Source organism: Nocardiopsis sp. NRRL B-16309, from assembly GCF_001279585.1.
Classification (GTDB): Bacteria; Actinomycetota; Actinomycetes; order Streptosporangiales; family Streptosporangiaceae; genus Nocardiopsis.
The window spans coordinates 91436-105677 of the sequence record NZ_LGEC01000062.1 but is presented as its reverse complement, the minus strand read 5'-3'; the positions used below and the strand labels follow the sequence as shown (position 1 = coordinate 105677).

10 protein-coding genes are annotated in these 14242 nt (G+C 73.1%); 5 read left to right on the top strand and 5 right to left on the bottom strand.

Annotation, left to right across the window (positions count from 1 at the left end; genetic code table 11):
* Window positions 1-457 precede the first annotated feature (457 nt).
* The gene (gene pcrA, locus ADL05_RS09045) at window positions 458-2821 is read right to left on the bottom strand and encodes a DNA helicase PcrA (RefSeq protein ID WP_053616424.1); all 2364 of its coding nucleotides are present in this window, start codon (window positions 2819-2821) and stop codon (window positions 458-460) included.
* A gap of 157 nt (window positions 2822-2978) precedes the next feature.
* Between pcrA and ADL05_RS09040 the strand changes: the two genes are divergently transcribed.
* Window positions 2979-3908 carry a nucleoside hydrolase gene (locus ADL05_RS09040; protein ID WP_053616423.1) on the top strand — a complete coding sequence of 310 codons (930 nt, stop codon included), beginning with the start codon at window positions 2979-2981 and terminating at the stop codon, window positions 3906-3908.
* A 9-nt stretch (window positions 3909-3917) separates the two neighbouring features.
* Here the strand turns inward: ADL05_RS09040 and ADL05_RS09035 are convergent, their stop codons facing one another.
* Both ADL05_RS09035 and ADL05_RS09030 read right to left on the bottom strand, forming a co-directional pair.
* On the bottom strand, window positions 3918-4589 hold the full coding sequence (locus ADL05_RS09035; protein WP_053616422.1) for a response regulator transcription factor: 672 nt from the start codon (window positions 4587-4589) through the stop codon (window positions 3918-3920).
* Window positions 4590-4657: 68 nt separating this feature from the next.
* Complete coding sequence (locus ADL05_RS09030) at window positions 4658-5863, bottom strand: ATP-binding protein (RefSeq protein ID WP_053616421.1); 1206 nt, start codon at window positions 5861-5863, stop codon at window positions 4658-4660.
* A 184-nt stretch (window positions 5864-6047) separates the two neighbouring features.
* Between ADL05_RS09030 and ADL05_RS09025 the strand changes: the two genes are divergently transcribed.
* Both ADL05_RS09025 and ADL05_RS09020 read left to right on the top strand, forming a co-directional pair.
* Complete coding sequence (locus tag ADL05_RS09025; protein WP_082376212.1) at window positions 6048-7547, top strand: PspC domain-containing protein; 1500 nt, start codon at window positions 6048-6050, stop codon at window positions 7545-7547.
* On the top strand, window positions 7534-7767 hold the full coding sequence (locus ADL05_RS09020) for a hypothetical protein (protein WP_053616420.1): 234 nt from the start codon (window positions 7534-7536) through the stop codon (window positions 7765-7767). The genes ADL05_RS09025 and ADL05_RS09020 overlap by 14 nt, the downstream gene beginning before the upstream one ends.
* A 75-nt stretch (window positions 7768-7842) precedes the next feature.
* Here ADL05_RS09020 and rsmA read toward each other — a convergent pair whose 3' ends face one another.
* Complete coding sequence (rsmA, locus tag ADL05_RS09015; RefSeq protein ID WP_053616419.1) at window positions 7843-8739, bottom strand: 16S rRNA (adenine(1518)-N(6)/adenine(1519)-N(6))-dimethyltransferase RsmA; 897 nt, start codon at window positions 8737-8739, stop codon at window positions 7843-7845.
* A 279-nt stretch (window positions 8740-9018) separates the two neighbouring features.
* Window positions 9019-10119, bottom strand: a complete 1101-nt coding sequence (locus tag ADL05_RS09010; RefSeq protein WP_053616436.1) for a resuscitation-promoting factor — start codon at window positions 10117-10119, stop codon at window positions 9019-9021.
* Between the two features lie 385 nt (window positions 10120-10504).
* On the opposite strand from ADL05_RS09010, the gene ADL05_RS09005 reads away from it, so the two are divergent.
* Window positions 10505-11599, top strand: a complete 1095-nt coding sequence (locus ADL05_RS09005) for a CaiB/BaiF CoA-transferase family protein (RefSeq protein WP_053616418.1) — start codon at window positions 10505-10507, stop codon at window positions 11597-11599.
* A gap of 87 nt (window positions 11600-11686) precedes the next feature.
* Window positions 11687-13945 (top strand): hypothetical protein, encoded by a 2259-nt coding sequence (locus ADL05_RS09000; RefSeq protein WP_053616417.1) that lies wholly within the window; start codon window positions 11687-11689, stop codon window positions 13943-13945.
* Window positions 13946-14242 lie beyond the last annotated feature (297 nt).

Sequence of the window (14242 nt, the reverse complement as noted above, 5' to 3'; positions counted from 1 at the left end):
ATCAGGTGTTCCGTGCCCCGCCAAATCGGCGGTTTCGGAGCAATTGATCGGGGTAAAGCCCGTTCCGCTTCTCCGACCCGGCGAATTCGCCCGGCTTTCCGAAGCAACTCCCCGAGCCTACCCGAACCGCATCAGTGCTCGGACCGGAAGCTCGGATCCCTCCCCCGTCCCACCGTCGGATCGCGCAGAGCACGACGAACGAAGGATCGAGGTCTGGAAGTTCAGAGAGTGACCGGCACGCCCGCCGCCCCTGTGGAACCGCGTTCGCCTCGCTCGGTCTTGACCAACTCTACCCCCGCGAGGGAGTGCGTCGGACGCGTTTCGCGAATCTCCCGGGTGTCGTGGCTAACACGCCCGCCGCAACACCGGACGAACACCCGCGTAACGGGCCGCACCACGGCCGCACGACAGCCGCACCCGCCGCCGCACGGCCACAGCACCGCCACCGCGGGTCCCGTCAGAGCTTCTCGATCGGGGCGTACTTCACCAGGAAGTCCTTCTCACCGATGTCGGCGCCGAAGTCGATGCGGGCCTTGGTCTTGTCGCCCGCCCCCTCGACCAGCTGGACCCGGCCCATACCGAAGGAGTCGTGGTTGACGAGGTCGCCCACGCTCAGCGTCGGGGCCTCCTTGGTCGGCCTGGCCGTGCCCGCACGCGAGCGGGAGCCGCCGCCGAAGCCGCCGCCGAAACCGGAGGTGGACCCGCCGCCCCATCCGCCGGACAGGCCGCGACTGGGCGGCGGCGCCAGAGTGGACTCCGCGCGGCGCCAGTCCACCAGCGTGGACGGGATCTCGTCGAGGAAGCGCGACGCCGGGTTGTAGGACGGCGTACCCCACGCGCTGCGCACCGCCGCCCGGCTCAGGTAGAGCAGCTTCTGGGCCCGCGTGATGCCGACGTAGGCCAGCCGCCGCTCCTCCTCCAGCTCCGTCTTGTCCCCGAGCGTCCGGGTGTGCGGGAAGACCCCGTCCTCCAGGCCGGTCAGGAACACCGCGGGGAACTCCAGCCCCTTGGCCGCGTGCAGGGTCATCAGCGTGACCACCCCGCCCTCGTCGTCCGCGTCGGGGATCTGGTCGGTGTCGGCGACCAGGGCGATGCGCTCCAGGAAGTCGACGAGCGTCGGGGCTCCCGGGTCCAGCGCCGATCCGGCCGCACCGGACTCCCCGCCCCCGCCGTCCTCACCGTCGGAGGGCTCCTCCTCCAGCAGGGTCGCGAAGGTGTGCTCGAACTCCCGCGCCACGTCCACGAACTCCTCCAGGTTCTCCACCCGGCTCTCGTCCTGGAGGTCCTTGGACTCGGCGAGCTCGGACAGGTACCCGGTCTTGCTCAGCACCGCCTCGACGATCTCGGCCGGCGTGCCCGTCGGCACCGTCTCGCCCAGCTCCTCCAGCAGGGCGACGAAGGACTGGATCGCCTTGGCCGAGCGCGTCGCGATGCCGGGCGCCTCGTCGACCCGGCGCAGCGCCTGGGAGAACGAGATCCGCTCGCGGGCCGCGAAGAGCTCCACGGCCTCCTCCGCGCGCGCGCCGATGCCGCGCTTGGGCACGTTGAGGATCCGGCGCAGGCTGACCGTGTCCTCGGGGTTGGCCAGCACCCGCAGGTAGGCGAGGATGTCGCGGATCTCCTTGCGCTCGTAGAAGCGCACGCCGCCGACGATCTTGTAGGGGAGCCCGGTCCGGATGAACACGTCCTCGAACACGCGGGACTGCGCGTTGGTCCGGTAGAAGACCGCGACCTCGCCGGGGCGCACCGTCCCCTCGTCGGTGAGGCGGTCGATCTCGCCCACCACGAACGCGGCCTCGTCGTGCTCGTTGTCGGCGACGTACCCGGTGATCGCGGGCCCCTCGCCCTGCTCCGACCACAGGTTCTTGGCCGGGCGGCCCTCGTTGCGGTCGATCACGGCGTTGGCCGCGGACAGGATGTTCTGGGTGGAGCGGTAGTTCTGCTCCAGCAGGATCGTGCGCGCGTTGGGGAAGTCGCGCTCGAACTCCAGGATGTTGCGGATGGTGGCGCCGCGGAACGCGTAGATGGACTGGTCGGCGTCGCCCACCACGCACAGCTCGGCCTGCGGCACGACGCTGGTGTCGGAGTCCTCGGCCGCGCCCACCAGTTCTCGGACGAACACGTACTGGGCGTGGTTGGTGTCCTGGTACTCGTCGACCATGACGTGCCGGAACCGCCGCCGGTAGTGCTCGACGACGTCCGGGAACATCTGGAACAGGTTGACGGTGATCATGATGAGGTCGTCGAAGTCCATCGCGCCCGCCTCGTGCAGGCGGCGCTGGTAGAGCTGGTAGGCCTCGGCGAGCGTCTTCTCCTGCTCGTTCTGGGCCTGCGCGGCGAACGTGTCGTAGTCGACCAGCTCGTTCTTGAGGTTGGACACCTGCGCGGAGAACGCCTTGGGCGGGAACCGCTTCGGGTCCAGGTCCATCTCCTTGCACACCAGCTGCATCAGGCGCGCGGAGTCGGCGGAGTCGTAGATGGTGAAACTGCTCGGATAGCCGAGCCGGTGGCCCTCCCTGCGCAGCACGCGCACACACGCGGAGTGGAAGGTCATGGTCCACATGGTGTTCGCGGCGCGCGTCCCGAGCAGGGCCTCGATGCGTTCCTTCATCTCGGCCGCGGCCTTGTTGGTGAAGGTGATGGCGAGGATCTCGCCGGGGCGCACACCGCGTTCGGCCATGAGGTGGGCGATGCGGTGGGTGAGGACACGGGTCTTGCCCGACCCGGCACCCGCCACGATCAGGAGCGGTGCGCCGCTGTGGGTGACGGCGTCGCGCTGGGGACCGTTCAGACCTTCGAGAAGCTGCTCTTGGGAGGACACCGTTACAGGTTACGGCCGACGTCGGACGGGCACCGACGCCCCAGCGGCGCGGTCCCGTCCGGGCGGTCACGACGGGGCTGGTCGGGCGCCTACCCTTGGTGGGTATCGAGGCCCCGGTCCGGGGCCGTCACCGTCTCTCAGGGGAGCTTCCTTGTCCATGCGCGTGTTCGTTGACTGTGACCCGGGTATCGACGACGCCGTCGCCCTGGCCTACCTCGCCGCGCGCGGCGACGTGGAGATCGTCGGTATCGGCGCGGTGTTCGGCAACAACAGCGTCGACGTCACCGCGGACAACGCCCTGCGGCTGCTCGACCTGTACGGGCGCCCGGACGTCCCGGTCGCCGTCGGCGCCGGCCGGCCGCTGGTGCAGGAGCCCCGTCTGGCCGAGCACGTCCACGGCGGCAACGGGCTGGGCGACGTGGAGCTGCCCGCGCCCTCGGGCAAGCCCGTGCGGGAGTCGGCCGCCGAGCTGCTGGTGCGCCTGGTGCGCGCCGACCCGGGCGAGATCGACGTCCTCGCGGTGGGCCCGCTGACCAACCTGGCGATCGCGCTCGGCCTGGAGCCGGAGCTGCCGCGCCTGGTGCGCCGCCTCGTCGTCATGGGCGGCGCCGTCAGGGCGCCGGGCAACGTCTCCTCGCACGCCGAGGCCAACATCAACAACGACCCCGAGGCCGCGGAGGCGGTGTTCGCGGCCGGGTTCGACCTGGACCTGGTGGCGCTGGACGTCACCATGGAGACCGTGGCAACGCCGGAGTGGCTGGCGCGGCTGAAGGAGGTCCCGGGCGAGCGCGCCGAACGCACCTCGGCCTTCCTGGACTTCTACGCCGACTTCTACGCGGGGCTCTTCGGTGTCCGCCAGTGCGCGATGCACGACCCGCTGGCCGCCGCCGTCCTCGTCGACCCGCACCTGGTGACCGGCGCCTACGAGACGCCGCTGCGCGTGGAGCTCTCCGGGAGCCTGACCCGCGGTATGACCGTCGCCGACCTGCGTCCGCGCCCGGCGGGCGACGAGCGCCGTTCCGCCCGGGTCATCACCGGCGTGGCGGAGGACGAGTTCCTGGGCCGGATGCTCGACGCGCTGCGCTGAGCTCCGCCGTCAGACCAGGCGGCGGGCGGTCGCCCAGCGGCTGAGCTCGTGGCGGTTGGACAGCTGGAGCTTGCGCAGCACCGAGGACACGTGCGTCTCCACCGTCTTGACGGAGATGAACAGCTCCTTGGCGACTTCCTTGTACGCGTAGCCGCGGGCGATGTGCCGCAGCACCTCGCGCTCGCGCTGGGTGAGGCGGTCCAGCTCGGGGTCGACCGGCGGGGCGTCGGTGGCGGAGAAGGCGTCGAGCACGAACCCCGCCAGGCGGGGCGAGAACACCGCGTCGCCGTCGGCGACGCGGACGATCGCCCGGGCGAGCTCCGTGCCGGAGATGGTCTTGGTGACGTAGCCGCGCGCGCCGCCGCGCACCACGCCGATGACGTCCTCTGCGGCGTCGGACACCGACAGCGCCAGGAAGCGGATCTGCGGGTGCTGTGCCAGGACGCGGCGCAGCACCTCCACGCCCCCGCCGCCCGGCAGGTGGACGTCGAGCAGGACGAGGTCGGGCAGCCGCTCACCGATGACGTGCACCGCGCTGTCGACGTCGTCGGCCTCACCGACGACCTCGACCGCGTCGCCGAGTTCGCCGCGGACCCCGCTGCGGAACAGCCGGTGGTCGTCCACGATCACGACGCGGGGTACCGCGTCTCCGTCGCTGAAGGTCGTGCTCTCGTCTCCCACACCCGAGACTCTATCCAGGACGCGGGTGCCCCGGACACCCGTGTCCGGCGGGTGTCCGCATCCGGACGTCAGGACTCCGGGGTGCGGGGCATGCGCAGCTGGACCTCGGTGCCCTCGCCCGGGGCGGTGCGGATGCGCGCCGAGCCCCCGTGGCGGTCCATCCGGCCGAGGATGGAGCCGCGCACGCCCATCCGGTCCTCCGGGACGGACTCCAGGTCGAACCCGGCGCCGCGGTCGCGGACGAACACCAGCACCTCCTCCGGTTCCACCTCGCCGAACACCGAGATCGAGGACGTGTCGGCGTACTTGGCGGCGTTGACCATGGCCTCGCGGGCCGCGCGCAGGACCGCGCCCAGCGAGTCGTCCATGGGGCAGTCGCCCACGCACACGACCTCGATGGGGACGCCGTGCTCCTCCTCGACCTCGGCCGCCACGCGTTCGAGCGCGGGCGAGACCGTGGTGTCGGCGTCGGCCGGGCGCCGGTAGAGCCAGGTGCGCAGGGCGCGCTCCTGGACGCGGGCCAGGCGCTGCACCTCGCGCGGGTCCTCGGCGCGGCGCTGGATCAGGGTCAGGGTGTGCAGGACGGAGTCGTGGATGTGCGCGGCCAGTTCGGCGCGTTCGGCGTTGCGGATGCGTTCGCGGCGCTCCAGGTCGCGGTCGCGGATCAGGCCGATGATCCAGGGCGCGACCACCAGCGACACGCCCGCGATGAGCGTGAACGCGAAGGTCAGTCCCGCCCGGGCGTCCTGGAGCTGCTGCTGGAAGGCCAGGAAGCCGATGACGCCCACCACGATGAGGAGGACGCCGGCGCCGGCGCGCATCAGCCCCTTGCCGCCGACGCGGTGGACGGTGCTCGACATCCACTCGTCGCGCTGGGCGGGGTTGGCCTGCTGCCACAGGATGGCGGCACCCAGGGCGCCGAAGACCACGAACCACAGCAGAGGGTCGAACACCCCGCCGAAGAGCAGGAACAGGGTTCCGAGTCCGGCGGCCAGGCCCGTGTAGGCGACCAGTTGCGACACGTCGCGGCCCTTGCGCGCGGTGGGGTCGTCCAGGGTCGCCGTGTCCTCCGCCGTCGGCTCGTTGGGGACGAAGAAGTACAGGGCGACGTAGACGGCGATGCCCATCCCGCCGATCGACAGGCACATGAAGGCCAGGCGTACGACCACGGGGTCGACGCCCAGGTGCCTGGCCAGGCCCGACGCGACGCCGAAGAGGAGTCTGCCGTCCACCGCGCGGGTCAGCCGCGGGGTGTCCGGGGCCGTGGGTGCCACCGGCTGATCACCGCTCTCTTCCGTTCCTTGGTGTCTCCAGCATGCCCCCTGCGCCCCCCGAGGGGCATCGGGGGCGCGTCCCTGGTCGTGCCCTGGTTCCGGTCAGGGTGTGGTCAGGGTCGTCCCGGATTACCCTGACCGGCTCCGGCGGGCGACCATGGTGGTGTCGAGGAAAGTGCGGTGAATGACGATGACGGACACACCGTCGCCTGCCGGGGCGGGCGAGGGCCCTCCTCCGCCGGAGACGCCCGGTGCCACGGGCTCCGGAGCGGAGGGCGGGGCGCCGGGGGCGGCGCCCGGACGCGAACTCCGCAAGTCCGACGACCGTGTGCTCGCCGGTGTGTGCGGCGGGCTTGGCCGGTACACCGACATCGACCCGGTCGTGTGGCGGACCGGCTTCGTACTGACGGCGTTCGCCGGCGGCTCCGGGCTCCTGCTCTACGTCGCCGCGTGGATGCTGATGCGCGACTCCGAGGGCGGTCCCGCCACCATCGAGCAGATGCTCGACCGCGGCATCCCGTCCCGGGCGGTCGTGAAGCTGCTCGCGGTGGGCCTGGCCGTGATGACGGCGTTCAGCCTGTTGGGCGGGTTCAGCTGGGGCACGCTGTTGTTGGCGGTTCCGCTGGTGCTCGGGGTGCTGGCCGCGCGCAACCGGGGTATCGACCTGCGGGGAACGTTCACGGGCCTGCGCGACGACCTGCGCACGCACGCGCCGCCGCCGACGCCCCCCTCCCCGGAGCCGGCCGCGGCGTACTACAACCCCGCGCAGCCGTGGGCGACCGCGCCGCCGGGCCCGGTGGACCTGGCCGTGGTGTCCGAGCGCACCTCCCGGCCCGGAGCTGGGGGGTCGGACGGCCACGGGGACGAGGACGAGAACGGGGACGGGGACGCTCCGGACGGGAAGGGAGGCGGGCGCCGGGCCCGCAAGCGGCGCTGCGGCGCTCCACTGGGCTCGCTCGCCCTGTGGACGCTCGTGGCCATGGCCATCGTCGTCCCCCTCTGGGTGTACGGCTGGGACTCGTCTCTGTGGAGCGCGCGGACGGCCGATCTGCTGTTCGGGCCGGAGAGCGGGGTGTACTTCCTCGCCGCCGCGCTCGCCGTGATCGGGCTCTACGCCCTGGTCGGCACGTGGGTCGGCAATCCCTCGGGGCTGATGTTCCTGGGGCTGACGGTCGCTCTGGTGCTGAGCGCGGCGTCGGTGACCGATCTGACGCGGATCCGGGTGGGCGGTGCCTCCTGGGAGCCGACGACGGTCGCCGCCATGGAGGAGGGCGAGCACCGGCTGACCGTCGGCGGCGCCTTCCTGGACCTGACCGGGCTGACCGACCTGGAGCGCGGGGAGTCCGCCGACGTCGGCGTGCGGGTCGGCGCGGGCGTCGCGGAGATCACGGTGCCCGACGACGTCCGGGTCGAGTTGACGTCGCGGATCGGCTTCGGGGCGGTGGACCTCGACCCGGGGACGGAGGGGGCCGACGTGATCGGCCCCGGTATCGACGAGGTGTCCGTGATCGAGCCGGTGTCGGCCGGCGCGGAGGACGGGGACGGCGCGACGGAAAGCGAGGACGGCGGGACGGAAGAGGACGGCGGAAGCGGGGAGGACGGCGACGAGGCCGGTCCACCGACGATCAGGATCAACGCCGACGTGGGTTTCGGAGTCGTGGAGGTACAGCATGGCGAGGCGTAGGGCTGACTGGGGTTCGCTGGTCGCCGCGGTGTTGTTCCTCGGCCTCGCGGTGGCGTTCGCCGTGCGGGGGTCGGGCGACTGGGACTTCCACGTCGTGTGGGTCCTGCCCGTGCTGGCCGTGGGGCTGGGATTGGCCGGTGTGGCGCGGGCGCTGACCCGCTCGCGCGGAACGAAGGAGCACGAGGGGGACGTGCCCGACCACGGGTCCTCCCCCCGCTGAGCACCGCGGCGGGAGGGTGGCGGCGCGCGGTCGGCGGCTCTCCCGGCGCCGGATCACGCCGTCCGGCGCGCCGGGTCAGTGGACCTGGCGCGCCGGACGGTGTTCGGCGATGGCGGCGAACTCCTCGATGCCCAGGGACTCCCCGCGGGCGGAGGGGTCGACCCCGGCGGCCCGCAGCGCGGTCTCCGCGGCGGGCGCCGAACCCGCCCACCCGGCCAGGGCCGCGCGCAGTGTCTTGCGGCGCTGGGCGAAGGCGGCGTCGATCACCGCGAAGACCTCCGTGCGGGGGGCCTTGGTGTCGGGCTGGGGGCGGCGGAGGAGTTCGACGAGCCCGGAGTCGACGTTGGGCGCCGGCCAGAACACGTTGCGGCCGACCGCGCCCGCCCGGCGGGCCCGCGCGTACCAGGCGACCTTGGCGGAGGGGACGCCGTAGATCCGGCCCCCGGGGGTGGCGGTGATCCGGTCGGCCACCTCGGACTGGACCATGACGAGCACGCGCCGCAGCGACGGCAGGAGTTCGAGCAGGTGCAGCAGGACGGGCACGGACACGTTGTAGGGCAGGTTGGCGACCAGCGCCGTGGGGGCGGGGCCGGGCACGTCGGCGATGCGCATGGCGTCGCCGGGGACGACCGTGAGCCGGTCGGTGAGCTCGGGGGCGTGTGCGGCGACGGTGCCCGCCAGGGCCTGGGCCAGGGCCGGGTCGATCTCGATCGCGGTCACGTGGCGCACGTGCGGGAGCAGGGCCAGGGTGAGCGAGCCGAGCCCGGGGCCGACCTCCACCACGACGTCGTCGTCGGTGACGCCCGCGACCCTGACGATCCGCCGGACCGTGCCGTGGTCGATGACGAAGTTCTGGCCCAGGGTCTTGGTGGGCCGGATTCCGAAGCGTCCGGCCAGCTCGCGCACGTCTCCGGGCGTGAGCAGGCGGGACCGGTCGGCGGGGTCGTTGGCGGGTGTCTGTGTCACCCACACATCTTGCCATCACCGCGGGACCGTTCCGGGGTGTGCGCCGCACGGGGCCCGCACGTGGACGGACGTGCGGGGGCGCGGTCGGTGCGGGGGCGCGGTCGGTGCGGGGGCGCGGTCGGTGCGGGGGCGCGGGCGGTGCGGGGGCGCGGGCGGTGCGGAGAGGCGGGCGGTGCGGGGGACGCGGTCGGCGCCGCCGGGTCGGTCGGGCACGGAGGTACGGCGACGCGGGCCGCTCGGTGGGCCCGATGGGCACGGGCGGTACGCCGACGCGGTCGGGTCGGCTCAGTCGAACAGGCGCGCCCCGCAGTGCGGCCACTGGCTCTGCCAGTTCCCGCCCACGGCGTCGTAGAGCTGCTGGGCCCGCTGGGTCTGCTCCCCCGCGCCGGCCTCCGACGGCAGGCCGGTGCCGCCGACCGACCGCCAGCTCGCGGTGCTGAACTGGTAGAGGCCGTAGTAGCCGCCGGCGGAGTTGACCGCGGTGGGGTCGCCGCCGGACTCGCAGGCGGCGAGGGCGGACCAGTTGAGCCCCGCGGCGTCCCCGCCGCCGACCGGCGGCGTGCCGGCCTCCTCCACCTGGGTGCCGACCCTGACGAGCCCGTCGACGGGATGGCTGACGGTCTCCTCGGACAGCCGGTGCTCGACCTCCTCGCCGCCGCGCAGGACGGTGGCGGTGGTGACCTCCTTGAGTCCGTCCTCGGGTTCGGTGACCACCTCGCGCTCGCCCTGGGGCAGGTCGGGGTCGTCGCGCTCCTCGGTGTCGGCCTCGATGACCACCTCCTCGGTCTCCGGTGCGGTGAGCACGGGCAGGACCTCGACGACCGTGTCGGGGGCGGCGGGCTCGTCCGGCTCGGGGGTGACGATGTCGTGGGCGCCGAGGTCGATCCCGGCGGCGTCGAGGACGTCGGCGACGGTCGTGCCGGTGGTGCGGGTCTCGGTGCGGACCGTGTCGTACATGACGACCATGCGCGGGGCGCGCTCGGCGGACACGGAGAGGCCCTCGGCGGGAAGGGGGGTGTCCGGGGACTCGGAGAGCTCCACGGACCCGGGGTCGAGGCCGATCTGGTGCAGGGCCTCGCCGAGGTCGGCGGCGATGACGCGGTGGGACCGCTCGTGCCCGTCGAGCTCGACGGTGAGGTCGCGCGGGGACCGGACGAGGACGTGGTCGCCGTCGCCGACGGGGGTGTCCGGGGGCGGCGCGACGACGTCCCCCTCCCCCAGTTCCACACCGGCCGCGTCCAGGACGTCGGCGACGGTGCCGCCGAAGGTGTGCACGGTCCGCTCCTCGCCGCCGGTGTCGAGGACGACGCCCTTGTCCATGGCGAAGGCCGTCCCGCCCGCGGTCGCGGCCAGGAGTCCGGCGGCGGTCGCGGCCAGAAGGGGCATCGGGAGCGGGAACCGGCGTCGGGCGCGCCTGCGCCGGAAACGGTTCCTCTGGGTACGGGGCATGGCGGTCTCGCCCTTCTCGGCGCGTGTGCGTGGGTCGTTCTCGCTGGTGGCGGCGGTGCCTCGGCGGGGTGGCACGGGCAGGGGGCGCTGTTCGGCAGCGAGCACGGACACATTAACACTCATTCTTGAATTGCTTTTTGGCCTTGGCCAAAAAGGATTCAGGCCATATGTTTCCTTTCGCATTCCTTGTGGCGTTTCGTGCAATGACGCACGCGACGGTGCCGTTCCCCTTGACCGAACGGCGTTCTAGTATGAGCGTGGCCGCCCGCCGACCGCGGACCGGCCCGCACGCCCGCACCACCGCCCCACCTGGAGGCCACCGATGGGACCCCTGCACGGCATCCGCGTCGTCGAGTTCACCGGGATCGGCCCGGCACCGATGGCCGGCATGCTCCTCGCCGACCTCGGTGCCGACGTCGTCCGCCTGGACCGGCCCGCGGCGGCCGAGGCCATGGCCGCCGGCGCCGCCGGGCCCCACATGAGCGAGGGGCGCGCCGTCGTGGGCGCCGACCTCAAGTCCGACGAGGGCCGCGCGCTGGCCCGCGACCTCGTCCAGCGCGCCGACGTGCTGGTGGAGGGTTTCCGCCCCGGCGTGATGGAGCGCCTGGGGCTCGGCCCCGACACGTGCCTCGGCCTCAACCCGCGGCTGGTCTACGCGCGGGTGACCGGCTGGGGACAGGAGGGCCCGCTCGCCCATACCGCCGGGCACGACATGAACTACGTCTCCGTCAACGGCGCGCTGCACTCGATCGGGCGCGCGGGCGGTCCGCCCGTACCCCCGGTCAACCTGCTGGGCGACTTCGCCGGAGGGACCATGTTCGCCGTCACGGGGATCCTCGCCGCCCTGGTCGAGCGCCAGGGCTCCGACCGCGGACAGGTCGTCGACGCGGCCATGGTCGACGGCAGCGCCCTGCTGATGTCGATGGTCTACGAGGACCGGGCCCGCGGATCGTGGACCGACGAACGCGGCACCAACTACCTCGACACCGGGGCGCCCTGGTACGACGTCTACGAGTGCTCCGACGGCCGGCACGTGGCCGTGGGCTGCATCGAACCGCAGTTCTACGCCGCCTTCCTCGCGGGGACCGGCCTCTCGGGCGAGGACCTGCCCGACCAGTGGGACCGCGACGGCTGGCCGCGACTGCGGGCACGGTTCGCCGAGGTGCTGCGCACCCGCACGCGCGACGAGTGGGCCGCCGTGTTCGAGGGGGAGGACGCCTGCGTGACCGCCGTCCTGGCTCCGGGCGAGGCCCCGGAACACCCCCACGTGCGCGCCCGGGGGACCCTCACCGACGAGGACGGCCGGATCGTCCCCGGTCCGGCCCCGCGCTTCGACCGCACGCCCGGCGGCGTCACGCGGGGGCGCCCGCTCCCCGACGCGCGGGAGACGCTGAAGGACTGGGGTATGGACCTCTGAGACCGGGACGGGCGCCCGGCGAGGCGTCCACCATCGGGGGGAGAGCCCTCACTAGGGTGACCAGTCCTGACCCGAGGAGGTTGCGACATGCCACTCAGCCCGGCGATCGCGGGCCGCGCGGTCCCGGCCCTCGTCGTCCTGGTGCTGGCGGCCGTCCTGCTGGGCGCCGCCCCCGCGGCGTCCGAGACGTCCCGTGCGTCGGGCACCGCGCCCGAGGACGCCGCGCCGACGGTGCTGGTGGGTGTGCCGGGGCTGCTGTGGAGGGACGTCACTCCCGAGAACACGCCGACCCTGTGGAACATGGCGGGCGAGACCGCCATCGGCAACGTCTCGATCCGCACGGCCACCTCCCGCACCTGCCCCACCGACGGCTGGCTGACGGTGTCGGCCGGCGAGCGCGCCCTGTCCGAGCGGGAGAGCTTCACCGTGTGCGAGGCCGTGCCGGAGCCCGTGCGCGACGGCTCCGGCGCGGTCCTGCCGGAGTTCGAGACCTACGCCGCACCCAACCGGGAGTCGGTCTTCCAGGCCCCGGTGGGCCTGCTCGGTGAGAGTGTGCGCGGCGCCGGCGGCACCACGCTGGCGGTCGGCCCCGGCGCCGCGCTCGGGGTCGCCGACACCTCCGGCCGGGTCGACCACTACCTGGGCTCGGTCCACGACCTGACCCGTGAGCGGCTGTCGCAGGTGACGCTGGCCGCCGTGGAGCTGCCGGACCTGACCCGGCTCTACCCCGACCCCCCGCAGCCCTCCGACGAGGAGGCGGTCGAGGAGGCCGAGGCGGACGAGCCCGATCCCGAGGACGTCCCCACCTGGGCGCGCGCGGAGGCGCTGGCCGACCTGGACGCCCGGCTGCGGTCGCTGGTGGACCTGCTGCCGTCCGGGTCGTCGCTGATGGTCGTCGGCGTTTCCATGGACACCGGCCCCTCGGAGCTCACCGCGGCCGCGTCCGGGCGGGTGGCCGACGGCGCCGTGACCGGCACACCCGCCTACCTCGCCTCGGACTCGACCCGGCGTCCGGGCCTGGTGGCGCTCACCGACACCACGCCCACCCTCCTGGAACGGGCCGGGGTCGCCCCGATCGAACCGGTCGGCGGCCGGCCGTGGCACCGGACCGAACGGCCGCCGACCACCGAGGCGGCCGTGAAGCGGCTGATGGACTTCAACACCGCGGCGGTCGTGGTCGGCGGGGCCATCCCCGGGTTCTTCAGCGGACTGGTCGCCCTCCAACTCCTCATCTACGCGGCCGCGGCCTACTCCCTGCACCGCTACGCCAAGGGCCGGCACGTCAAGCGCGCGGTCGTCCTGACGGTGACGCGGGCGGTGGCGCTGGCGGGGGCGTCCTTCCCCGTGGCCAGCTACCTGGCCAACCTGGTCCCGTGGTGGGACTCGCCCCACCCGTTCCTGGCACTGCTGGCCTGTGTCCTGACGGCGGACGCGCTCGTGGTGGCGCTGGCCATGGCGGGACCGTGGCGCCGTACGATCCTCGGTCCCATGACGGTGGTGGCGGCCACGACCACCGTGGTGCTCTTCGTCGACCTGGCCTTCGGCGCCAGCCTGCAGATGAACTCCCCGACGGGGTACTCCCCGATCGTCGCCGGGCGCTTCTACGGCATCGGCAACATCGCGTTCGCCACGTTCGCCACGGGCATGCTGATGACGGTCGCGGGCGTGTCCCACGAGCTGATCTCGCGGGGCAGGCGGGGGGCCGCGGTAGCGGTGACCGCGGTGATCGGGGCGGCGTCGGTGGTGATCATCGGGTGGCCGGGCCTGGGCACCGACTTCGGGGGCGTCATCGCCCTCGTGCCGGGGCTGGCGGTGACCACCATGATGATCGCCGGGGTGCGGGTCACGCCCCTGCGCCTGGGCTCGGCCGCGCTGTCGGCCGTGGCGGTGATCACGCTGCTGGCCTGGCTGGACTACCTGCGCCCGCCGCAGGAGCGCAGCCACATCGGGGAGTTCGCCGCCCAGGTGCTGAACGGCGAGGCCGGACCGGTGGTCGCGCGCAAGCTGGGCGCGATGCTGGGGACGCTGGGCAACTGGCAGCTGACGCTGCTGGCCGCGGGCGCCCTGCTGTTCCTGTTCGCGGTGCTGAACCGGCCGACCAACTGGCGGATCGGGGCCCTGCAACGCGCCTACGAGTACGCGCCGACCCTGCGGGCCGGTCTGACCGGTTCCCTGGTGACCGCCCTGGTGGGTTTCGCGGCCAACGACTCGGGGGTCGCCATCCCGGCGATCGCTCTGACGGTAGCGGTACCGCTCACACTCTCGGCGTGTGCTTGGGCACTCCAGGAGGGACCCAAGAATCCCCCAAACGACCACAAATCACCAGAATCCGCCCAGATAATGTGAGGCATACCTCATCGGTCGGCGACCGGGCGCAAGGCACGGGCACGACCTTGCGTCGCTCACGTCACGAAACGGCCACAGCCCTATGGTAAAGTCCGTGGCTGTGCCGCCGGACCCCTGGGGACACGGTCGGCCCGCCCGCGGGTAACGGCCCCGCGGAGCCGGTCGCCGCCCCACGAGGGGAATGACCTCCCGCTCCCGCGGGTTGATCGGTCTGACAGGGTCTTCGCGACCCGGAACCGACGCACGGCGCGTGTCCGCGACGCGCCACCCACCACCGCAGTCGCGGCGGCGTACCCA

What these genes read in the sequence shown, in the direction of transcription:
- ADL05_RS09040 (WP_053616423.1), top strand. Translation starts at nt 2,979, where the DNA reads ATGCGCGTGTTCGTTGACTGTGACCCGGGTATCGACGACGCCGTCGCC.
- ADL05_RS09025 (WP_082376212.1), top strand. Translation starts at nt 6,048, where the DNA reads ATGACGATGACGGACACACCGTCGCCTGCCGGGGCGGGCGAGGGCCCT.
- ADL05_RS09020 (WP_053616420.1), top strand. Translation starts at nt 7,534, where the DNA reads ATGGCGAGGCGTAGGGCTGACTGGGGTTCGCTGGTCGCCGCGGTGTTG.
- ADL05_RS09010 (WP_053616436.1), bottom strand. Translation starts at nt 10,119, where the DNA reads ATGCCCCTTCTGGCCGCGACCGCCGCCGGACTCCTGGCCGCGACCGCG.
- ADL05_RS09005 (WP_053616418.1), top strand. Translation starts at nt 10,505, where the DNA reads ATGGGACCCCTGCACGGCATCCGCGTCGTCGAGTTCACCGGGATCGGC.
- ADL05_RS09000 (WP_053616417.1), top strand. Translation starts at nt 11,687, where the DNA reads ATGCCACTCAGCCCGGCGATCGCGGGCCGCGCGGTCCCGGCCCTCGTC.